Below are 22,395 nucleotides of genomic sequence, written 5' to 3'. Positions count from 1 at the left end.
CGCCGCAAGGGAGATCAAGTCTGCCGGGTGAGGCCGCGTTCGGCCAGCCACTCCGTCAACCGTTCCACCACTTCCGGTATGTTCAGGCTCGTGGTATCCAGCTCGATGGCGTCATGCGCCGGTACGAGCGGAGCCACGCTGCGCTGCATATCGCGTGCATCGCGTGCCTGAATCTCCTTCAAAAGACTCGATAGACTAGCATCCAACCCTGCTTCCTGCAACTGAAGGTGGCGCCGCCGCGCCCGCTCCTCGGGGCTGGCGGTGAGGAATACCTTGAGCTCCGCGTCGGGGAAGACCACGGTCCCCATGTCGCGGCCATCGGCCACCAGGCCAGGCGAGCGGCGGAAGTCCCGCTGACGCTGCAACAGAGCCTGACGCACCGCGGGCAGCGAGGCCACCTGGGAGGCCGTATCGCCCACCTGCTCGGTTCGGATCTCACGCGTGACGTCATCGCCCTCGAGCAGCACTCGCGTGCTTTCCCCCTCGGCCAGGAAGACCACGTCGAGCCCTGCCGCCTGCCGGGCCAGGGCCGGCTCATCGTCAAGCGCCACACCATGTCGCTGCGCCGCCAGGGCCGTGAGACGATACAGGGCGCCGCTATCCAGCAGGTGCCATCCCAGGCGAGCGGCGATCAAACGGCTGATGGTGCCCTTGCCGGCCCCGCCAGGGCCATCCAGGGTCAACACCGCGGCGGTATCATCGCTCATGGCGCCACCTCATCCGTCTCTTCCCTTACCTTCAGCCCAACGGTGCGCGCCAGCGCCGTGAAGCCGGGAAACGAGGTCGCCACGTTGGCACAATCATCGATGATGATCTCGTCACCGGCCCGCAGCGACGCGATCACGAAGGCCATGGCGATACGGTGGTCGCCAAGGCTGTCGATGCGCCCGCCGCCGTAGGCCACTTCCCGCTCGCCGGCCCCGACGATATCGATGCCATCTTCCAGCACGGTATGCTCGACGCCAATGGCGGCCAGGCCATCGGCCATGGCCTGAATGCGATCGGATTCCTTGACCCGCAGCTCTTCCGCGCCACGCAACCGGGTGGTGCCGATGGCACTGGCGGCAGCGATGAAAAGGGCCGGGAATTCGTCGATAGCCAGCGGCACCTGGTCCTCGGGGATATCGATACCATGCAGCGGCGCATAGCGGATGTGCAGGTCGGCCACCGGCTCGCCCCCCACTTCATGCTCGTTGACTAACCACAGATCGGCGCCCATGAGCTTGAGCACGTTGATCACACCGATACGCGTCGGGTTGATCCCAACGTGCTCGAGCACGAGATTGGAACCCGGGGTAATGGCGGCCGCCACCAGGAAGAAGGTGGCCGATGAAATGTCCGAGGGCACGTCGATCGGCGCCGCGGCGAGTGTGCCACCGCCCTCGAGCCAGCAGGTATCGCCCTTGCGGTGCACCTCGTAGCCGAAGCCGGCCAGCATGCGCTCGGTGTGGTCGCGGGTCGGTGCCGGCTCACGCACCCGGGTTTCGCCATCGGCATAGAGACCGGCCAGGAGCAGGCAGGATTTCACCTGCGCGCTGGCCATGGGCATATCGTAGTCGATGCCCTTCAGGCGCTGTCCTCCACGGATCTTCAGCGGCGGACGACCGCCTTCGGCGGTATCGATGACGGCCCCCATCAGGCGTAGCGGGTCGGCCACACGCCCCATGGGGCGCTTGGTCAGGGAGGCGTCGCCGATCAACTCGGTATCGAAGGCCTGCCCGGCCAGAAGCCCGGCAAACAGGCGCATGGCGGTGCCGGCATTACCGACATAGAGGGGCCCTGAAGGTGCCTTGAGCCCGTGCATGCCCACGCCATGGACGATGACCCGCCCCTGATGAGGCCCTTCGATGGCGACACCCATCTCGCGGAACGCCTGCAGGGTGGCCAGACTGTCCTCCCCTTCCAGGAATCCCTTCACTTCCGTCACCCCCTCGGCGAGGGCTCCGAGCATGATCGAACGGTGGGAAATCGACTTGTCGCCGGGCACGCGAATGCGTCCGGCGACACGCCCGCCCGGGCTGGCCAGAAAGGTGAGTCTGCCTTGTTGCTGCATCTGGTATTCCGCCTGATAGCTGGTCTGATTCAGGAGAGAGTCGAAGTAGTGCCGCGCATGGCTGGCTCGGTCGAAGATGGCCAGCATGGCATCGCCATCGCCCGCTTCCACTGCCTGGCGAAGGCGCGACACACCCGCTTCGAAATCGTCCAGGGAAGCCAGAACCGCGTCGCGGTTGGCAATGAAGATGTCCCGCCACATCACCGGATCGCTGCCGGCAATACGGGTAAAGTCGCGAAAGCCCCCGGCGGCATAGCGAAAGATATCCAGTCGCTCATCCTGGCGCGCCAGGGTATCGACCAGGGAGAAGGCCAGGAGATGGGGCAGATGGCTGGTCCGGGCCAGCACCTGATCATGTCGTTCGACCTCCATCTCCAGTATCTCGGCCCGACAGGCGCGCCAGAGTGCACGCACCCGGTCAACGGCAGCCGGAGCGGTCTCCGGGACAGGTGTCAGGATCACCTTGTGATTGGCGTAGAGCCGCGGATTGGAGGCGACGACGCCGCTCTTCTCCGAGCCGGCAATGGGGTGGCCCAGCACCAGGCCCGCAGGCAAACGACCGAACGCGCGAAGCGCACAGTCGCGAATGGCCGCCTTGGTGCTGCCCACGTCGGTCACCACGACCCCGGGTGCTGTACCATCGAGGGACCCGCCCGGCAATACCCCGGCCAGCTCCACCATGACGCTTTCCATGGCCAGCACCGGCACGGCCAGCACGATCAACGAAGCCCCTTCGACCAGCGGCGCGAGTCGAGTGTCGCCCCCATCGATCAAACCCATTTCGATCCCGAGCGCTATCTCGCCGGCATCCGGATCACAGGCCACGATCTCGCCCGGCCGATTCTCGAGACCATAGCCGGCAGCACGCAGAGCAGCAGCCAGGGACCCGCCGATCAGCCCCAGGCCGACGATCAGTATCCGGGACTCTCGGACCCCACCCATTTCCGTTGCGACGCCCACCACGCCTAGAGCACGCCCATCGGGTAGGAACCCAGCACCTTGAGTTCGGCGGCTCTCAGGCGAACTTCCTCCAGCACCGCCGCAACCCGGGGCTCGTCGACGTGACCCTTGAAGTCGATGAAGAACACATAGTTCCACATGCCGGTGCGCGAGGGGCGTGTTTCCAGGCGCGTCAGGTCGATATGGTGCCGGTGGAAGGGCTCGAGCAACTCATGGAGCGCACCGGGTTGGTTGCGCATGGCCACGACCACCGAGGTCTTGTCCTCTCCGGACATGGGCACGTGCTGACTGCCGATGATGAGAAAGCGCGTCGAATTGTCCGGACGGTCCTCGATCTTCTCGGAAATCTTTTCCAACTCATACAGATTGGCCGCCATGTCCCCGGCGATGGCTGCGCTGTGCCATTCACCCTTGATCATCCTGGCGGCTTCGGCATTCGACGACACCGGCACCCGTTCGGCACGGGGGTAGTGGGCGTCCAGCCACTTGCGACACTGGGCAAAGGACTGGGGGTGCGAGTAGATACGCGACACCTTGTCCCGCAGCGTTGCCTCCGATACCAACAGATGATGGTGAATACGCAACACCACCTCGCCGCAGATGCGGATCGAGGAGTCCATGAAGGAGTCCAGGGTGTGGCTGATCACGCCCTCGGTGGAATTCTCCACCGGCACCACGCCATAGTTGACGGCACCGGCCTCCACTTCGCGGAACACCTCGTCGATGGCCGCCATCGGCAGACTCACCGCACTCTCCCCGAAATGCTTGAGGGCCGCCTGCTGGGTGAAGGTGCCCTCGGGGCCGAGGTAGGCAACCTTGATGGGCTGCTCCAGCGCCAGGCAGGCGGACATGATCTCGCGAAACAGTCGCGCCATTTCCTCGCTGTCCAGTGGACCGGTATTGAGCTCCATGATGCGCCTCAGCACCTGGGCTTCGCGCTCCGGCCGGTAGAAGACGGAGTCGGGGTCGCTCCTGGTTTTCACCTCGGCGACCTGCTTGGCACACTCCGCCCGGGCACTGATCAGCCTCAGTATGTCGTTGTCCAGGCTGTCGATGCGCTCCCGCAGCGCATCCAGATTGGTGGGGGTATCGCTCATGTGTTATCCCCTTCGCTTCTCGAAATCGGCCATGAAGTCGATGAGAGCATCCACGGCGGCTTCTGGCACGGCGTTGTACAGGCTGGCACGCATGCCGCCGACGCTGCGATGCCCCTTGAGGTTCAGCAGCCCGGCCTCCTCGGCTTCCGCGAGGAACGGCTTGTCGAGTCGCTCGTCGGCCAGCACGAAGGGTACGTTCATCCGTGAGCGGTTGCGCAGGGCGATAGGATTGGAGAACAGCCCGCTGCCGTCGATGGCCGCATAGAGCTTGGCGGCCTTGCGGCTGTTGATGGCGTCCATGGCCTCGAGCCCGCCGATGTCCCGCTTCAGCCACTGGAAGACCAGGCCGGCGAGATACCAGGCGAAGGTGGGCGGCGTATTGATCATGGAGCCGGCCTCGGCCATGGCCCGATACTCGAACAAGCCGGGAATCCGCTCGCAACGGCGATCCAGCAGGTCGTCGCGCACGAGCACCAGGGTCAGGCCCGCGGGACCGATGTTCTTCTGGGCACCGGCATAAATCACCCCGAACTTCGACACATCAAGCGGACCCGACAGGATGCTGGATGACAGGTCGCAAACCAGCGGCACCACCTTGCCATCGTCCCGGTGCAGCCCACCCTCTTCGTCACCCGGCACATAATCGAACTCCAGGCCGCCGATCGTCTCGTTGGCGGTATAGTGGAGGTAGGCGGCATCCGCGGCCAGTTCGATATCCGCCCGCTGCGGCGCTTCGGTATGCCGGCTGGCTTCACTCGAGCCGGCCAGGTGGGTCGCGAAGCCAAGCTTCTTCGCTTCGGCAAGCGCCTTCTTGCCCCAGATACCGGTATAAAGGAAGTTCGCGCTGCCGCCATTGCCCAGCAGGTTCATGGGCACCATCGAGAACTGCAGACTGGCGCCACCCTGCAGGAACAGCACCCGGTAATCGTCGGGCACGGCAAGCAGCTCGCGCAGGTCGGCCTCGGCCTGCTTGGCGATGGCGACGAACTCTGGCGACCGGTGGCTCATCTCCATGACGGAGAGCCCGCGCCCCTGATAGTCCAGCAGCTCATCGCGAGCCCGCTCCAGGACTGGAGCCGGTAGCGCCGCGGGACCGGCGCAGAAGTTATAGTGGCGTGTCATCAGCGTGGTGTTCCGTTCTGGCCTTTTAGTGCTCAAGGCTATGCGTTGAGCGAGATGAGCGCCGGGGACAAGGCGAAGCGAGGGTCTTTTGCCATGGATGGCAAAAGTAGCGCCCATGGACGGGTTTACAGCGCCCTCGCGAAGGCTTGTCGCCGGAACAGCTCATCGCTCCCCGGTTAAATACGCTCTCAATCGTCCTTGTCGGCGTCGTCGGTGTCCTGAATGTCGGTACCCTGAGCGTCGTCGACATCCTGAACGGCGGCTCCCTGAATATCGGCGTCGTCAGCGTCGGCGTCTTCGATGTCACCGACCTCCTCGGGCTCGTCGACGCGCACGGTCTTGACCAGCTTTTCGTCGTTTCCGAGACGAATCAGCATCACGCCCTGTGTATTACGGGACGTGATCGAGACCTCATCGACGCGAGTGCGCACCAGGGTGCCCCTATCGGTGATCAGCATCATCTCGTCGGCCGAATAGACCTGCATCGCAGCAACGAGCGAACCGTTGCGTTCACTCGTCTGCATGGCAATCACGCCCTGGCCACCACGGCCGCGCAGCGGGAACTCTTCGAGGCGCGTGCGCTTGCCATAGCCGTTCTCGCTGGCGGTGAGGATGTAGATCTGACCGCCGTTGCCATTGCCGTTGCCATTACCGGATTCGATCTCGATACCCTCTTCGATCTCGGTTTCGGCATCCGCTTCGGCATCGATCTGCTGACTCTGCGGGATGATGAGACTGATGACTTCGGCACCGCCCAGCAGGCGCATGCCGCGCACACCGCGGGCAGTACGCCCCATGGCACGCACATTGCCCTCTTCGAAACGAATCGCCTTGCCGTTGGAGGACAGCAGCATGGCGTGGTCGGAACCCGAGGTAATCGCGGCTCCGACCAGGCGGTCGCCCTCCTCCAGGTCGATGGCGATCAGGCCGACACTGCGTGGCCGCGAGAACTGATCCAGGCTGGTACGCTTGACAGTACCCTTGGCGGTCGCGAAGAAGATATAGCTGTCTTCCCGATACTCACGCACCGGCAGGATGGCGTTGATCGCCTCTCCCTCGTCCAACGGCAGCATGTTGACCAGCGGCTTGCCCCGGGAGCCACGGCTGGCGTTGGGCATCTCGTAGACCTTGAGCCAGTAGACCTTGCCCCTGTTGGAGAACAGCAGCACGGTATCGTGGGTCGAGGCGACCAGCAGGTGCTCGATGACGTCCTCGTCCTTCATGGCCGTGGCGGACTTGCCGCGGCCGCCACGACGCTGGGCCTGGTAGTCGGATAGCGGCTGGGTCTTGGCGTAACCGGTCCGGGAGACCGTGACCACCATGTCCTCCTCGGCGATCAGGTCCTCGATGGAAAGATCGAGGTGGCTGGCCTGGATCTCGGTCCGGCGTTCATCGCCGAACTGGTCGCGCACGGCAGCCAGTTCCTCACGGATCACTTCGAGCAGGCGCTCACTGGACGCCAGGATCGTCATCAGTTCAGCGATACGCTCCAGGATGCTCAGGTACTCGTCGAGCAGCTTCTCGGTTTCCAGCCCGGTCAGGCGATGCAGGCGAAGCTCGAGAATGGCCTGGGCCTGGGCCGGGGAGAGGCGATATTCGCTACCGGTCCGATTGAGGCCAAACCCTTCCTCCAGCTCTTCCGGCTTGCAGGAGGTCGCGCCCGCCCGCTCCAGCATGGCGGTAACCTGGCCCGGCGGCCATACCTTGTCGAGCAGCTTCTCCTTGGCCTCGGCGGCACTCGGCGAGGCCTTGATCAGCTCGATCACCTCGTCGATATTGGAGATGGCCACGGCGAGGCCTTCAAGAATATGGCCACGCTCGCGGGCCTTCTTCAGCTCGAACAAGGTACGGCGGGTCACGACTTCGCGGCGGTGGCGAATGAAGGCTTCGAGGATCTCCTTGAGATTGAGGATCTTGGGCTGACCATCCTCGATGGCGACCATATTGATGCCGAAGACATTCTGCAGCTGGGTCTGAGCGAAGAGGTTGTTGACCACCACCTCGCCAGACTCACCCCGCTTGACCTCGATCACCACGCGCAGCCCGTCCTTGTCGGATTCGTCGCGCAGCTCGGCAATGCCCTCTATCTTCTTGTCCTTCACCAGCTCGGCGATCTTCTCGATCAACCGCGCCTTGTTCACCTGATAAGGCAGCTCGGTAACGATGATATGGTCGCGCCCGGTCTTGTCATCGTGTTCGATGGTATGACAGGCACGCACATAGATGCGCCCCCGCCCGGTACGATAGGCCTCGAGAATCCCGGCGCGACCATTGATGATGGCCCCCGTGGGGAAATCCGGGCCGGGGATATACGCCATCAGGTCATCGACGGTGAGGGTGTAGTCGTCGATCAGGGCCAGGCAGCCGCTGATGATTTCCACCATGTTGTGGGGCGGAATATTGGTGGCCATCCCGACGGCGATGCCCGAGGAGCCATTGATCAGCAGGTTGGGCACCTTGGTGGGCAGCACATCCGGGATGCGCTCGGTACCGTCATAGTTGTCGACCCAGTCGACCGTGTCCTTCTCAAGGTCCGCCAGCAGCTCGTGAGCGAGCCGCGCCATGCGCACCTCGGTATAACGCATCGCGGCAGCGTTGTCGCCATCGATGGAACCGAAGTTACCCTGCCCATCGACCAGCACGTGACGCATGGAGAAATGCTGGGCCATGCGAACGATGGTGTCGTAGACGGCGCTGTCACCATGGGGGTGATACTTACCGATGACATCACCGACTACGCGGGCCGATTTCTTGTAGGGTTTGTTCCAGTCGTTGCTCAGCTCGTGCATGGCAAACAGTACACGCCGATGCACTGGCTTCAGGCCGTCGCGCACGTCGGGCAACGCCCGGCCGATAATCACGCTCATCGCGTAATCGAGATACGATTGCTTGAGTTCGTCCTCGATATTGACTGGCAGAATCTCTCTGGCGATGTCACCCATGGGTCGTCGAATCCTTTGCACTGCAGCAGTGTTGGCGCGTCCCTATGCGAATAGCACGGCGCACCATGACAGCCTTACATCATATCATCGCCAACAGCGCAAAGGCAGCGGGGCCCTGTCAGAGAAAGCCGATTATGAGCGAAGCTCAGGCAACGCCTTCATCGCCCATGACCAATGGGGCCAGTGCCTCGCGGTACTCACCCTCGATGGCGAGCGACTGGTTGGCCTTCACATCGAGCAGCACGAATGTCAGATTGGCATCGGCGACCACCTTGCCATCCCGTATGCGGCGAATCTCCTGGTGCATGCGAGCACTACGGCCGCCCAGCTCCGCCAGGCGAGTCAGCACTTCCAGGTCATCCCCCGCCACGGCGGCGAGCCGGTAGTTGATGTTGAGGTTCACGGCGACCAGCGCGGGGTTGCCGCTGGCGAACAGCCGGGCCACATCGGGACGATCGTCGAAGTACCCCCAACGCCCCTCCTCCATGAACTCCAGATAGCGGGCGTTGTTGACATGGCCATAGCCATCCAGGTGGTAGCCCCTGATACGCAGGGTGACGCGGGACAAGCGGGAATCCATCAATGTTCTCCTCGTGTGACGTGCAGCCTCGATTCTAGGCGCCTTCACCCACGAAATTCAAACAAGAGTTTGAAATTCAGATTGCCCTGTCTTTGCCGGGGCACTGGAACCGCCGCCCCCCCTTGGCCATAATATGCGTCTTTTTTGCTCAGGGAATGCGCCATGTGGTTCAAGCACTTGCATCTTTACCGCTTGCATGAGGCAGCGGCGATCCCGGCGGCCGACCTGGAATCGGCACTAGCCGGGCAGGCCGCGCGCCTACCCGGCAATACGGAAGCGCGGCGACTGGGCTGGTGCCCGCCAGCGGGGCGGGCCGGCACCGCGCTGCTGCATGAACTGCAGGGCCAGCGCCTGATGACGGTACTGCGGCAGGAGCGCCTGCTGCCGGCTGGCGTGGTGCGCGAGGAAGTCGAGGAGCGTGGCGCCGATATCGAAGCCCGTGAAGGCCGCAAGCTGCGCCGTCAGGAAAAGCAGGAGCTGAAGGAGCAGGTCTACGAAGAACTGCTGCCACGGGCCTTTATCCGTAGCCAGAAGGTCGACCTGTGGTGGGATACGCAGCGCAACCTGATTGCGGTGAACAGCAGCTCACGCAAGCGCGCCGAGGAGGTACTGGACCTGCTGCGGGAAACCCTCGGCAGTCTCAAGGTCACCCCGCTCGCCACCCAGACCCTGCCGATGCGCGCCATGACCCACTGGCTGGCCGAACCGGACAGCCGTCCGGCAAGCCTGCAACTGGGTGATCAGGTCGAGCTCAAGGCCAAGGGCGACGATGGCGTATTGCGTGCCCGCCAGGTGGATCTGGACAGCGACGAGATCCAGCAACTGCTCGCGACGGGCCGCCAGGCCAGCCGGCTAGCCCTGGAGATAGAAGGACGGCTAAGCTTCGTGCTACATGATGACCTGGCGCTGAAATCCCTGCGGTTCAGTGACGCACTGATCGACGAAGCCAATGAAACTGAAGATGATGGGGACGCCATCGTACGACTGGAGGCTGACTTCATGCTGATGACCCAGGCGCTAGCCGAACAGATCGAACGCTTGATCGAATGGCTGGATGGCGAAGTCTCGAACGCCTCGCCGCAGGGCAGCGCATGATCGATCCGGCCAAGCAAGACGCGCCGGCGGCCGATGCTCCGACCGGCGTGGATCTCAATGACCCTTGGGCTGACATTCGTCCCTATCAGGACGAGGAAGTCGCGGCAGTGCTCGCGCGCCTGTCCAGCAACAGGGAACTGCTGGACGCCCTGACGCGCTACCGCCTGCCTCGCCTCAGCAGAATGCTGCCTGCACTGGCACGCGCCATAGCGGCCTACGCCATTCGCCGTGAGACACGCGACGTCACCAGTGTCCGCGACTTCCAGATGCGTATCGCGCATTACATGGCCCGCATGATTCGTACCTCCACCGACGACTTCGTCGTCGAGGGCCTGGAGCACCTGGCTCCGGATGCGGCCTATCTCTTCATTGGCAACCACCGGGACATATCGCTCGACCCCGCCTTCGTCAATTACGCGCTGCATCTGGCCGGCCGCGATACCGTGCGTATCGCCATTGGCGACAACCTTCTCAAGAAGCCTTATGTCACCGACCTCATGCGGCTCAACAAGAGCTTCATCGTGCCCCGCGCCCTGCGTGGCAAACGCGCGATGCTGGCCGCATACCAGTCGCTCTCCGCCTATATCCGCCACTCCATCACCGGGGACAACCATTCGATCTGGATGGCCCAGCGGGAAGGACGGGCCAAGGACGGCATCGATCGCACGGACACGGCAATCATCAAGATGCTGACCATGGCGAGACGACAAGAGGATCGCAAGGCCCCGATCGGTGAAGCGATCGCCGAGCTGCGCATGGTCCCGGTATCGATCAGCTACGAATACGACCCCTGCGACCTGCAGAAGGCCAGAGAGCTGCATGCCATCCACACTCAGGGCCGCTACGACAAGAGTGAGTTCGAGGATATCCAGTCCATCGTTGCCGGCATCACCGGCCACAAGGGCAGGGTACAGCTCCGTTTCGGCGAACCGCTGGGGACGAGTTTCGATACGCCGGAAGCCGTGGCGGCCGAAATCGATCGCCAGGTCGTGGGCGGCTACCACCTCTTTCCCAGCCATTACCTGGCACTCGAGGCCCTGGGCGGTGCCCCCGAACTGTTGGACATGAGCGAGGTCAGCGACCTTGACCGCGCACACTTCCAGGCACGGCTGAACGACGTACCCACCGAGCTGCGCGATTGGTGGCTGACCCAATACGCCAATCCGGTCCGCAACAAGGCGGGAGAGATGGTGAACGATGATTGACCACGCCATTCGCACTCGCGAAGCCCACAAGGTCACCCTGATCGGTGCCATGGTCGACCTGATCGTCGGCTCGATGAAGATAGTCGCGGGCTGGCTGGTCGGCTCCGCCGCCCTTATCGCCGATGGCATCCACTCTTTCTCCGATCTCGTCACCGATGGTTTCGTGCTGGCTGCCACGCATTTCGGGCGCCAGGCTCCCGACAGCAATCACCCCTATGGCCACGGACGCATCGAAACGCTCGCCACCCTGTGGCTCGGCAGCGTTCTCATTTTCGTGGCAGGCGGCATCGCCTGGGCAAGCCTTGCCCGCCTGATCGATGGCGACCCCATTCCGGCCCCCGGGTTCTGGGCCATCGGCATTGCCGTGGTGGCGCTGATCGCCAAGGAGTGGATCTACCGCTATACCATGCGGGTCGCCAAGCGGGTGAACTCCCGCCTTCTGGAAGCCAATGCCTGGCACTCCCGTTCAGACGCCCTTTCCACTGTCGTGGTGCTGATCGGCCTGCTGGCGGCCCAGTTCGGCGTCGGCTGGATGGATGCCGTGGCCGCCATCGTGGTGGGCATCATGGTCGGCCAGGTGGGGGGCCGGCTGCTGTGGGAATCCAGCCAGGAGCTGATTGATACCGCCCTTCCCACCGCCGACCGCGAGCGCATGCGAACCATCGCCGAAGCCGTTCCCGGCGTGGATGGCGTGCATGATCTGCGCACCCGTTCACTCGGCAGCCACGACGTGCTGGACCTGCATATCGTCGTGGCACCGCGGCTTACCGTGTCCGAGGCCCACGAGATCGGCAACCAGGTCAGCCGGCACCTGCGCGATGCCTTCCCCAACCTTGCCGACGTCACCTTCCATATCGACCCGGAAGACGATTCCGACGAAACCGAGCACAGCCTGCGACCCGGCCTGCCCCTGCGCCGCGACGTGGAAGGCGTGCTTGACGAAACATGGAGCGCCTGCCCCGTCTGGCAGACCCGTGTCGCTCTCGACCTGCATTACCTGGACAATCAGATCGATGTCTCGGTCTACGTCCGTGAACTCCCTCCACACCAGAGCCTCGACGCAGCGGCTCACGAACTGCGGTCCGCCTCCCGGTCCCTGAGCTGGATCGGCAGGCTACGCGTCTGGCAGGGCCCGGGGAAAGGCTGAGAACACCACGCCCCCTCGCATGTGATGTTCATGCCTGTCGTACTGGCATGCTCGGTCCTTTATACTCGAAACGTCATGTACTTAATGACACGACTCGTTACGCAACGAAACACTACTGCCGGCTCGCCCCATGCCTTACGGTCCCTCTCAGCACACCTTCCAACCCGGTCGCCGCCGTTTTCTGGCCGGCCTGGGCAGTGTGCTGCTCGTGGCGGGGCTAGGGCTGAAGCCGACACGGGTGGAAGCGCGTATCGACCGTGCAAGATTGCGTACCAGCATGCAGCGGCTGTATGGCCAGCAGGGACTGAACACTCTGGAAGAGTGGTTCGCCCTGCTCGACCGACTCAGAGACGCCGACCTGGATACGCAACTACGCGAGGTCAATGACTTCTTCAACCGTCGCGTTCGCTGGGTAGACGATATCGATAACTGGGGGCAGGAAGACTTCTGGGCAACACCGCTGGAAACCATGGGGCAGGGACAGGGCGACTGCGAGGACTACTCCATCGCCAAGTACGTCACCCTCAAGGAACTCGGCGTGCCGGGCGATCGGCTGCGCATGATCTACGTTCGCGCCCGCATCGGGCGTGGTCAGATCGTTCAGGCGCATATGGTACTGGGCTATTACGAAACCCCGGCCGCCACACCGCTGGTTCTCGACAATCTCGTGCCCTCGATCACGCCAGCCTCCCAGCGTACCGACCTGGACCCGGTCTTCAGTTTCAACAGCGAAGGGCTGTGGGCCGGCGGTTCGAGCCAGTCACGAGCGGACCCGGTCGCCAGGCTCTCACGCTGGCGTAACGTGATTGGACGCATGCAGGAACAGGGATTCATTTGATGTCAGCACAACTGTCAGAACAACCAGGGGTTTCAGGCCCAGGCGGGGGATTAAGATGTCACTGATCAAGCAGCTCTGGCTGACCATTGTCGTACTGCTGCTGCTGGCCTTCGTCGGCAGCTTGCTCATCGGCGTGACCAGCAGCCGGCACTATATCGAACAGGAAATTCGCATCAAGAACACGGATAACGCCAACGCCCTGGCGCTATCCATGAGCCAACTGGAAAAAGACCCGGTCATTCTCGAACTGCTGCTCGCCGCCCAGTTCGACACCGGGCACTATCAGCGCATCGAACTGCGTGACACCGAAGGCGAGACAATCGACAGGCGTGAGGCGAGTGAGCATATCGACGATGTACCCGCCTGGTTCGTGAGCCTGGTGCGCTTCGACATTCCCGCCGGACAGGCCGTGGTGCAGGATGGCTGGCATCAATACGGCACGCTGGAGCTGGAAAGCCAGCACAGCTTCGCCTACCGCTCTCTCTGGCGCAGCAGCCTGGAGTTGGCGGGTTGGTTTGCCATTGCCGGCGTTCTCAGCCTGGCGCTGGCCAGTTGGGTCGTGCGTACCATTCGTCGCCCATTGCGCGACGTGGTCACCCAGGCACAAGCCATAGGAGAGCGCCGCTTCACAACCGCCAGGGAGCCACGAACGCGGGAACTGCGGGAAGTCGTGCAGGCAATGAACCGCCTCTCCGATGCCGTGCGCCGGATGCTGGGAGAAGAAAGCGAAAAGCTCGATCAGCTACGCCGCCGAATGCAGCACGATCCGGTAACCGATACCCTGACTCGCGTGCCTTTCCTCGACCAGTTGCAGGCCCACCTGCAAAGCGATGGCGACGATGCCAGTGGCACCCTGGCACTGGTTCGTGTCGGCCGGCTTGCCGAGGTCAATCAGCAGCTCGGCCACGCGGCCACCGACGCATTATTGGCCAAGACGGCACGCACCCTGGAACAGCTGACCCTGCTTTACGGACACGGCCAGGTAGGCCGCCTGAATGGCAGCGACTTCGCCGTGATCATTCCGCGCTCACACGACCTGGAAGCGACCGGCAAAGAGCTGAAGCTACGACTCCAGGTGTTGAACGATCAGCATGGCATTTCCCTCCTGCTGCCATCGGCACTGTGTGAATATACCCAGGGCGAAAATCAGGCCGCACTGCTGGCAAGCCTCGATGGGGCCCTGGCAGCTGCCGAATCACAGGGAGAAATCGGCCAGGTGATCGTTGCCGTGCCGGTCGACAGTGTGCTCTACACGCGCCACGATGAATGGCGCAAGGCACTGCACGAGGCACTGGAACAAGGCGTCTTCCTGGCTCATTACCCGGTCCTGGATGCCAGCGGACGACTCATTCACCATGAAGTCCCCTCTCGGCTGCGCCTGAAAGGCGAATGGCGCCCCGCCGGCATTTTCCTGCCGTGGGTATCCCGCCTGGAAATGACGCCCGAGCTGGATCTCGCCGTGGTGTCGGCGGCCTTGAAGGATACGACCTCCAGCGGCCAGCCCGTGGGGGTCAATCTCTCGGCCAGCTCATTGAGCAACGGTCATTTCGTTGGCGAACTGATATCCCGCGTGCGCGCCCACCCGGATGCCGCACCACGCCTCTGGTTCGAGCTGCCCCAGTCGGTTGCCTTGCAGCAACCCCAGGCCCTTCAGAGCCTCTGCAATGAACTGCTGCCGCTCGGCTGCAAGATGGGACTCGAGCATGTCAGCACGCAGTTCGGCAGGATCCAGGGCTTGCAGGACCTGGGGCTGAGTTTCCTCAAGATCGACGCCGCCCTGAGTCACAACATCGAAGAACAGACGGAACAGCAGAGCCTGCTGCGCGGCATGACCACCCTGGCCCACTCCCTGGGAATCATCGCCATTGCCGAAGGTGTAAAGACGAGCCGTGCCGCCGCCGTGCTATTCGAACTGGGCCTTGACGGCGTGACCGGCCCAGGCGTTCGGCACCGCGACGAGGAAGAGGAAGGCGATACGACGGAATGACGTGACGCTCTCACAAGGTAAAAAAACAGGCTGTTGGAGATAGCTTTAGCTCGCGACCGCGGTGTCGCCCGCGTAGCAATACTTGCCAGCGCAGCGGCCTTCACCGTGGCACCTGGCAGCACTCCTGCAAGCCCTCCCCCAACCCGTCAAATAACGCCCTCGTCGTCTTCATCGAACAGCCCGACATCGTTGACCCGCCGGCGCAGCGACTGTCGCCGCAGCAGTTTTTGCTGGGCCGGCTCCGGCAGGTCGGTAAAGCTGATCACGCTCTTGTCCATGAGGACATTGATCACGTCTTCCAGCACCCGCACGAATTCCAGATCCGACTGGCGCAGCTCATCGGCCTGACGCTGAACACCATCCTGCCCAAAAAACGCCAATAGCTCAGGGGAATCACCGGCCAAGAACTCCCGGCAATCCGCCGTAGCCTCCCGGCTCACCAACTCGATCTCGCCGTTATCGCCGCGCTTGATATACACCCTCTGCCCCCTCAGACGCAGTAAACGCCCAGTCGCCCATACACGGGTATATTAGCGCAGCGCAGCGGAGCCCGCCTCGACAGCGGCCTGCCACCGTGCCCTACTCGAAGCAAGCCCGCAGTGAACCCCTCAGGGCGACTCAGATGACACCATCCTCGCTCAGCAGATCGACGCGATTGGCCCGCTGGCGCAGCGTCTGGCGGGCCATCAGTTTTTCCTGGGCCGCGGCCGGCAGGTCGGTGAAACTGATGGCGCCCCTGTCCATCAGCAGCTCGATGACATCCTCCAGCACGCGCACGAACTCCAGATCGGAGCTGCGCAGCGCTTCGACCTGCGCCTTCTCGTCACTGCCGATGAACGCCACCAGCTCCGGGGAGTTCAGTTCGATGAACTCCTTGCAGTCGGCTGTCGCCTCGCGGCTGAGCTGCTCGATTTCACCGTTCTTGCTACGTTTGATGTACATGACCACTCCCCTTCCGCACGCACCAGACCCGGGCGTGCTTCCCATGCGTATTTAAAAAAGCCCCGCCCAAAGGAGCGGGCGGGGCTCATGATGTATTGCGAAACGTGATTACTGATCGATATGCAGCTGCCCACTCTCGATCATCTTGCTGATCAAGTCGCCACTGTTACCTGCTTCAGCACCGAAATCCTCGAACGACTTGCCCTGCAGACGGATGACTTGATCGGCATTGTCCTTGCTGCCAGCCAGGCTGCCATCCGAGCTCAGGTACAGCACGGTATCGGCGCCCTCCTGTTCGGCGAGGACGAATTGGCCAATGTTACTTCCATCTTCCCCTTGCAGCAGGTCGGCAAGATCTAGCGTGTTGTTACCATTGGCAAAGTCGGTCACCACGTCATTGGCTGGGGCCTCCGTGGTACCCTGGTCGCCAAAGTTCCACTTGAAGACATCGTTACCCTCACCACCGGTGAGAATGTCATCTCCCGCGCCGCCAACGATGATGTCGTTACCACCGCCGCCGGCAATACTATCGTCGCTATCCGTTCCCCAGACGAAGCTGTCGACACCCGGGCCGGTGATACCCACCTGCAGAGAGGCTTCCGCTGTGACGCCGGAGGGGTGCGCAAGCTGGTAGGCCACGGTGTCGATCTGTCCCACGCTGTCGATATCCGGGTCCGGCTCGTAGAGATAGCCGCCATCAGCATAGAGAGTGAACTCGCCATACTGGCCGGCAATACTCACCCCGTCCTTGGTTGCGGCAACGAACGCCTCGCCATCCCATACCTTGAGCACGGTATTGGTGGAGCCCGGAATATCGCTGCTGCCGTCCACACCCGAGTCGGTCAGGACATTGCCTTCCACTGCAGTCGCTTGGGCTTCCTGGTAGCTATCGGGTTGCTGGATCAGGTTGACATCGCTGATGGAAACGCTCGAATACGACGTACCAACGAATGGTAGCCAAACTGAACCACTCGTGGTCGCCGTGAACTCGACCTTGTACTCGCCTTCCTCCAGCCCAGTGGCGCCGTGGACACCATTACCGGCATTGCCGCCGTATCCCGGCACCTCGACCCAGTCATCATTACCATCGCTTTTCAGCAGCGACCAGGACAAGGAGGCTGAAGTCGATTGCGGCCAGAGCGACGGCGTCGATATGGACACATCAAAACTGAACTGTCCTGTGCTTCCCTCTTCAATGACAAAGGTCTCGCTGTAGTTATCGACACGAGTATTACTGGTCGCATGGTGCGAAGTCTCGTTGCCCATCACCTGGCTATGGACCGGCTCCGGCATGATATCGACCAAGGCCAGGTCGGCGGTCGCCACGTTGCCGACGGCCACGATGCCGTTCACCACCCCTTCAAGATTGATGGTCAGCGTCGATGCGACCACGTCGCCATCCGCATCGGTGAGGTAATAGGTGAACTCATCCTCATAGGATTCACCCGCCTTCATACCGTCACGTGCACCACGGCTGACCTCATAGGTATAGGTGCCGTCGGCGTTGACAGTCAGCGTGCCATGCTGTCCCTCAATCGTGCCGCTGGATACAGGCGCCTCCTCGCCATTACGCCATAGCAGGCTTCCCTCCGCTGCCGCCCCATCGGCACCCCAGTCGGCCTCGACCTGTCCGGTCACTACCGGCAGATCGTCGGTGGAAGCGATCTCGGCATAGAGCTCGAACGAACTGGCCTTCGTCTCGGTCGTGTAGACCGTATCGACGAGCTTTCCGTCTTCATCCATGAAGCCCTTGATCTTGAGCACGTACTCGCGATCGCCGACCGTGATCACCTGCTCCTGTTCGGGATTGGTGATCTTGACGATATCGTCGTTATCCTCATGGGTTACCGGCGTCTTGTTATTGGGTGTCTCGTCATGCTCCAACTGAATGACAGTGGTGACTTCGACCGGCACGCCGTCGATGACAACCGTGAAGGAAACCTCAAGATCGACAGTATCCAGAACCTTGCTGTTCGCCGAGATCGAGAAATTGTTGTGCGTCAACGTACCCAGTGAGAACAGGGAATCGGTTTCCACCAGTTCAGAGCCTGTCAGTCCTTCTGAGTAGACGAAGTCATAGCCGGAGCCACTGCTACCTCCCCACTGGATATAGATGCCACTGTCATCCGAGGTAGTAGTCACCTGGCCGGAGCCGGATGTCGCGACCATATTCTGCCAGCCGGCATCGAGATCGGCCATTTCGATTTCGCTGACCGGCACCTCTATCGCCTCGGCCAGTTCGAAACGGGACGGCGTATCGTCGACGATGGTCACGCCAATGTTCGCAGCCGAAGACTGGCCGAGTTCATCGACTACCGACACGGGAATCGCTTCCTTATCCAGACTATCCTCATCTGGACCGGGATGCGTCACGCTATCCACCAGTATGAGCTCGTAGTGGACCGTGCCGCCCTTGGCGTCACCGTCGTATCCCGTAATGACGAGGGTGTTGCCCTCCGCCGTATCAATGGGGCCGATAGTGCCATTGCCACCCGCCAAGGCCAGCAGGTCGGCAATGGAGATGCTCTCACCGGCGATACTCAGTTGGCTGATGCCCACTTGAGAAGAAACAGTGAAGCTGCCTTCTGCCTCGGGCTCGCCTTCGCCTTCCTTCGTACCGCCTTCCAGGTAAGCCTCGTTGACGACGATGGCATCATCCAGGCCATCAATGACAGGCGGCTCCACGGGCGCAACCACGCCAGCAGCCTGATCATAGCCCGTGGCCGTGTCTACGCCATCCACGGGGATGGGGTTGCCATTCTCATCGCGATACACTTCGGTGGACGTCGCCTCCGCCTTGATAACGAAGGGTTCGGCATCCAGAGGCACCTGAAGTGTCAGCTCAATATCGTTGAGATCCCCTTGGCCGGGGTTGGTGATAAACCAGCCATTACCAATCTCCTTGAGTTTCACACCTTCTGGCGGATCGACGAGCTCAACACTGGCCCCCTCGGGAATGCCGGTCAGCGTGATGCCCGAGAGAATTTCGCTGCCATCGGTATCGGTCAGTTCCGCCGACACGTTGAGCGTGAACTCTTGGTAGGCGACACCACCGTTGCCACCGTCTTCCTTCTCGATCTCCGGCTCAGGGTTGGGCCCACCCCAAGTCCCATCGCCATGGATCCACCCCTCAATCTGATTGCTGCCTTGGACAATCGTCTTGCCGTTATGGTTTACGCTTATATTGTCGATCGTATTGAAGTCATCATTCCTATTATTGGGGCCCTCATTTACGCTGTATCCGGCAGGATCACCCGATAGGAAGATATAATCCTGGGGCGTACCGTCGGACTGCGCCCCCCGGTTACCCGTGACAGCATTCGGGGCTCTCCAGTTGCCATCTTGCCAGTAACCACTGTCAGGGTGCAGGACAAAGATATCGGAGTACCCGCTATCGCCATGACTGTTACCTTGACCATAATACGCGATCGTCCCACCATTCAATTCTGGCACGGAGTCGCCTTCCGAAAGCCATACCCGCACGCCATCGCCAATCTTGATGATCTGACCATCCTGGACGTCAAAGCCACCCGGCACACCGCTACCACCATTGACCTTGATGATTTCGGCACCATCACCTTCGCTATGGACCTCTCCCGGCGTGACCGTCAGCGACACCTCCGGCGCATCGGCGACCGGCTTGATATCCACCGTCAGCGTCGTTTCCTGGCCTTCCTGCGTACCGGTATAAGGCTTGAAGGTGATGTGTGCATAATCGGCCTGCTTATTACCAACGCCGTCACCCTCGTATTTATCGAAGCCTGATTCGTTCTCGTCCGGCATGAAGCGCAGATTACCCGCCTCGATATCGGCCTTGGTGATCTTCTGGCCTTCGGCGATATCCACCCATTCATCACCGACCTTGAGCTGCAGCGTGCCTGCCTCGGTCATATCCGTGATGACAATACCCTCGGCCTCGCCCGAAACCTTGAAGTCCTCCCACTTGACGACAAGGGCGGTGTCTTCCTTGCCGACTACCTGATTGTCTTCGGCATCGATCTTGATGGGCAAGCTCTCAAGATCGATGGTAAGAGTCGCCCCGGCCGTGTCACCGTCGCCATCTATCACCACGAACTCGATGATTTCTTCGGTTACACCGCCGCTCACCGACTCAGGCGGAACATAAGTGTAGGCCCCAGTCTGCATATCGAGTGTGAAGGTACCGCCCGCATTGGTCTCGACGGTCAATTCATTGGTCGCAGGGTTGAACTCACCACCACCCGTAACCGCACCCTCTCCATCGTTGGCTTCAGGGTCGTAAAGGTAGGTCACGCCATCCACGGTGATGCTGAGGATATGGCCATCGTCCGCGCCAAAGTCGATATCCAGGTAATTGCTTACCGGCTCGGGGGCGAGGGAGGCCAGCAGGTCTGCCAGATCATCGAAATCGATGTCAAGATGCAGCAGGTCGTCATGGTCCTCTCCGGTTAGACCATTGTAGGCAATCGACTGCAGATGCTCTGCCGTCGGGCTGTCGCCCATGCCGATGGCGTAGGAGAGCATGTCATTGGACTCAAGGAATGCATGCCAGAGGTCCAGCACCTCCTGAGGGACGGGGTCTTCCACAAGCCCCCCTCCCCATCCTGATCCCGCTTTTGCGGGGTCACCATCGGTCAGGAAGTAGGAGTGGTTCTGCACTCCCTCCTCATCGACCCGGCCATCGTAATTATCCATGATGCCATTCAAGGCAGCGGTGTAGTTGGTGTATTGAGCGCTCCAGCCAGGCGGATGATATTCCGGGATCGCCTCAATCAGCGCTTTGGCCTCATCGATGGTCATCCATGCGATGCCATCCATGCCGATGTTCCCCCAGTTGGAGGCGGTGGCATCGGTGCCGATCATGACGAGCTGAACCTTGACCTCGCCGCCCGCCGCCCCAAGTGCCTCCTCATAACGCTCCAGCAACTTGAGTGCCGCCTCCTTCTGCTCGCCCATGACACCGTCTTGATACATGCTGAACGAAATATCCAGGGCCAGCGAGACGTTGGCATAGAATGGCGGGATTTCCAGCTCTTCCAGCGCTATGGAAGAGTCATGGGCTTCCGGTATCGCATCCACGAAATTCACGACGCCATCCGAACCACCCAATTCGGCCGAAACATCGATCGTCACGGCGTCACCATCACCATCGATGACCGTCGCCACCGCATTCAGGGTCACACTGCCTTCCGGCAGAAACTCAACGTTCTTGCCATCCGCCCAGGAATGATCGATCACGGCGCTCTGGGTCAGAGTGACCTCGCCGCTCTCGTCGACGCTGAGACGGAATACTTCGGTCTCACCGGCCATGCCCACGACATCATCGCCGTCCATCTCCAGAACGATGTCGACGCCTTGACTCTGCAGCCCGGTGGCGACAGTCGGGTCGATGGCTAGGGCGTAGTCGCTGATCTCGATGCTACCCTTGCCGTCGGCGCCGTAGTTCGGCGTCACGGCGGCGAGGAAGGCGGCCCCGACGTTGGCGCTGTCGGAGGTGCCTCCCTCCTCGGCAGCGAAGCGGTCGAAGGTGGTCAGGTCGAGTTTACTCAAGTCAACCTCGTCGACCTTCGGTGTTGGCAGGTCGTCTAGCACGTCGACGCCGACGCGGCCCGGCGCCGAGACGTCGCCGTCGCGGTCGATAGCCACCACCTCGATGCCCTCGATGGTCAGGCTGTCCACGTCGTGCGGCAGCGCACCCAGCAGTTCGACGCTCACGGTGACCGTGCCGCTCGTCTGCGCGGCGATCGGGTCGGTGCCAGCGAGGCTCAGCTTGAGCACCTCGGCGCCGTCGAGGTTGCCGATCAGGTTGCCGTCGGCATCCAGGCTCCAGGTCAGGGTGCCATCCAGGCCGTCAACGTGGATGCCGCCGGTGTCACCGAAGGCGAAGTCGACAATGTCGTCGCTGCCGGCGGTGAAGGTCAGATCACCCTGGGCCACCAGCTTGTCGCTGTCCGCGCTCTCGCGCAGCCCGCGCTCGTTGACTTCCAGGGCGACCGTGCCGCCCTCGCCGTTCTCGTCTCCCGGCGTCGGGTCGGCGCCGTCCTTGATCTTGATCCGGTGCGTGTCACTGGCCCGGTCGCCGTCGCCGTCGACCTTGATCAGTTCGAACTGGATCGACTGCTTGTCGTTGTGGTCCAGGTTAACGCCCGGGTCGAAGGTCCAGGTGCCATTCTCGTGGAAGGTCAGCGTGCCTTCGTCCAACTCATAGGCCTGGCCGACCACGAAGGCTTCTTCGACACCGCCGTTGAAGGCGATGAAGCGCTCGGCGCCATCGCTGTCGGCACCCGGATCGCTCGACCAGGTGCCGGCGATGACGTCGCCGCCTTCGGTGGCGACGCGCTGGCCGCCCAGCTCGACCTCGGGCTCGTCGTCGAACACGGTGAGATCGACCGTTGCCGTGGCGCTGTCGCCGTCCTGGTCGCTGGCCACGACCTGGATGCCGCCAATG

Annotated in this window: 15 protein-coding genes; 6 read left to right on the top strand and 9 right to left on the bottom strand. The window is 62.0% G+C overall.

Annotation, left to right across the window (positions count from 1 at the left end):
- Window positions 1-14 precede the first annotated feature (14 nt).
- From cmk to C1H69_RS11775, 6 genes are all read right to left on the bottom strand, one after another.
- Complete coding sequence (cmk, locus tag C1H69_RS11800) at window positions 15-707, bottom strand: (d)CMP kinase (RefSeq protein WP_102653612.1); 693 nt, start codon at window positions 705-707, stop codon at window positions 15-17.
- Window positions 704-2,995 carry a bifunctional prephenate dehydrogenase/3-phosphoshikimate 1-carboxyvinyltransferase gene (locus C1H69_RS11795; RefSeq protein ID WP_102653611.1) on the bottom strand — a complete coding sequence of 764 codons (2,292 nt, stop codon included), beginning with the start codon at window positions 2,993-2,995 and terminating at the stop codon, window positions 704-706. Before C1H69_RS11795 ends, cmk begins: the two co-directional genes overlap by 4 nt.
- Window positions 2,996-3,018: 23 nt before the next feature.
- Entirely contained in the window at window positions 3,019-4,110 is a 1,092-nt protein-coding gene (gene pheA, locus C1H69_RS11790) for a prephenate dehydratase (RefSeq protein WP_102653610.1), read from the bottom strand.
- Between the two features lie 3 nt (window positions 4,111-4,113).
- The gene (serC, locus tag C1H69_RS11785; RefSeq protein WP_102653609.1) at window positions 4,114-5,232 is read right to left on the bottom strand and encodes a 3-phosphoserine/phosphohydroxythreonine transaminase; all 1,119 of its coding nucleotides are present in this window, start codon (window positions 5,230-5,232) and stop codon (window positions 4,114-4,116) included.
- 188 nt (window positions 5,233-5,420) lie between these two features.
- The gene (gene gyrA / locus C1H69_RS11780) at window positions 5,421-8,174 is read right to left on the bottom strand and encodes a DNA gyrase subunit A (RefSeq protein WP_102653608.1); all 2,754 of its coding nucleotides are present in this window, start codon (window positions 8,172-8,174) and stop codon (window positions 5,421-5,423) included.
- A gap of 145 nt (window positions 8,175-8,319) precedes the next feature.
- Entirely contained in the window at window positions 8,320-8,754 is a 435-nt protein-coding gene (locus C1H69_RS11775) for an acyl-CoA thioesterase (protein ID WP_102653607.1), read from the bottom strand.
- A 162-nt stretch (window positions 8,755-8,916) separates the two neighbouring features.
- Here C1H69_RS11775 and C1H69_RS11770 point away from each other — a divergent pair, with 162 nt between their 5' ends.
- From C1H69_RS11770 to C1H69_RS11750, 5 genes are all read left to right on the top strand, one after another.
- The gene (locus C1H69_RS11770; RefSeq protein ID WP_102653606.1) at window positions 8,917-9,849 is read left to right on the top strand and encodes a recombination-associated protein RdgC; all 933 of its coding nucleotides are present in this window, start codon (window positions 8,917-8,919) and stop codon (window positions 9,847-9,849) included.
- A complete protein-coding gene (locus C1H69_RS11765; protein WP_102653605.1) occupies window positions 9,846-11,054 on the top strand; it encodes a 1-acyl-sn-glycerol-3-phosphate acyltransferase in 1,209 nt (402 codons plus the stop codon). Before C1H69_RS11770 ends, C1H69_RS11765 begins: the two co-directional genes overlap by 4 nt.
- Complete coding sequence (locus C1H69_RS11760) at window positions 11,047-12,201, top strand: cation diffusion facilitator family transporter (RefSeq protein ID WP_102653604.1); 1,155 nt, start codon at window positions 11,047-11,049, stop codon at window positions 12,199-12,201. Before C1H69_RS11765 ends, C1H69_RS11760 begins: the two co-directional genes overlap by 8 nt.
- A 130-nt stretch (window positions 12,202-12,331) precedes the next feature.
- Window positions 12,332-13,039: a transglutaminase-like cysteine peptidase gene (locus C1H69_RS11755; RefSeq protein ID WP_102653603.1), complete on the top strand. Its 708-nt coding sequence runs from the start codon at window positions 12,332-12,334 to the stop codon at window positions 13,037-13,039.
- A 55-nt stretch (window positions 13,040-13,094) separates the two neighbouring features.
- A complete protein-coding gene (locus tag C1H69_RS11750; protein ID WP_102653602.1) occupies window positions 13,095-15,026 on the top strand; it encodes an EAL domain-containing protein in 1,932 nt (643 codons plus the stop codon).
- 146 nt (window positions 15,027-15,172) lie between these two features.
- Here C1H69_RS11750 and C1H69_RS11745 read toward each other — a convergent pair whose 3' ends face one another.
- The 3 genes from C1H69_RS11745 to C1H69_RS11735 all read right to left on the bottom strand — a co-directional run bounded on the left by C1H69_RS11745 (window position 15,173) and on the right by C1H69_RS11735 (window position 22,148).
- The gene (locus C1H69_RS11745) at window positions 15,173-15,505 is read right to left on the bottom strand and encodes a tryptophan synthase subunit beta like protein (protein ID WP_102653601.1); all 333 of its coding nucleotides are present in this window, start codon (window positions 15,503-15,505) and stop codon (window positions 15,173-15,175) included.
- Window positions 15,506-15,644: 139 nt separating this feature from the next.
- Complete coding sequence (locus C1H69_RS11740; RefSeq protein ID WP_102653600.1) at window positions 15,645-15,968, bottom strand: tryptophan synthase subunit beta like protein; 324 nt, start codon at window positions 15,966-15,968, stop codon at window positions 15,645-15,647.
- 108 nt (window positions 15,969-16,076) lie between these two features.
- The gene (locus C1H69_RS11735) at window positions 16,077-22,148 is read right to left on the bottom strand and encodes a BapA/Bap/LapF family large adhesin (RefSeq protein WP_133154970.1); all 6,072 of its coding nucleotides are present in this window, start codon (window positions 22,146-22,148) and stop codon (window positions 16,077-16,079) included.
- Between C1H69_RS11735 and C1H69_RS23275 the strand changes: the two genes are divergently transcribed.
- A partial coding sequence (locus C1H69_RS23275; protein ID WP_133154969.1) for a hypothetical protein occupies window positions 22,122-22,395 on the top strand: 274 nt, incomplete at its 3' end. The genes C1H69_RS11735 and C1H69_RS23275 overlap by 27 nt on opposite strands.

Source organism: Billgrantia endophytica, assembly GCF_002879615.1.
Lineage (GTDB): Bacteria > Pseudomonadota > Gammaproteobacteria > Pseudomonadales > Halomonadaceae > Halomonas > Halomonas endophytica.
The sequence above is the reverse complement of the archived record's forward strand: the minus strand, read 5'-3'. Positions and strand labels throughout refer to the sequence as shown.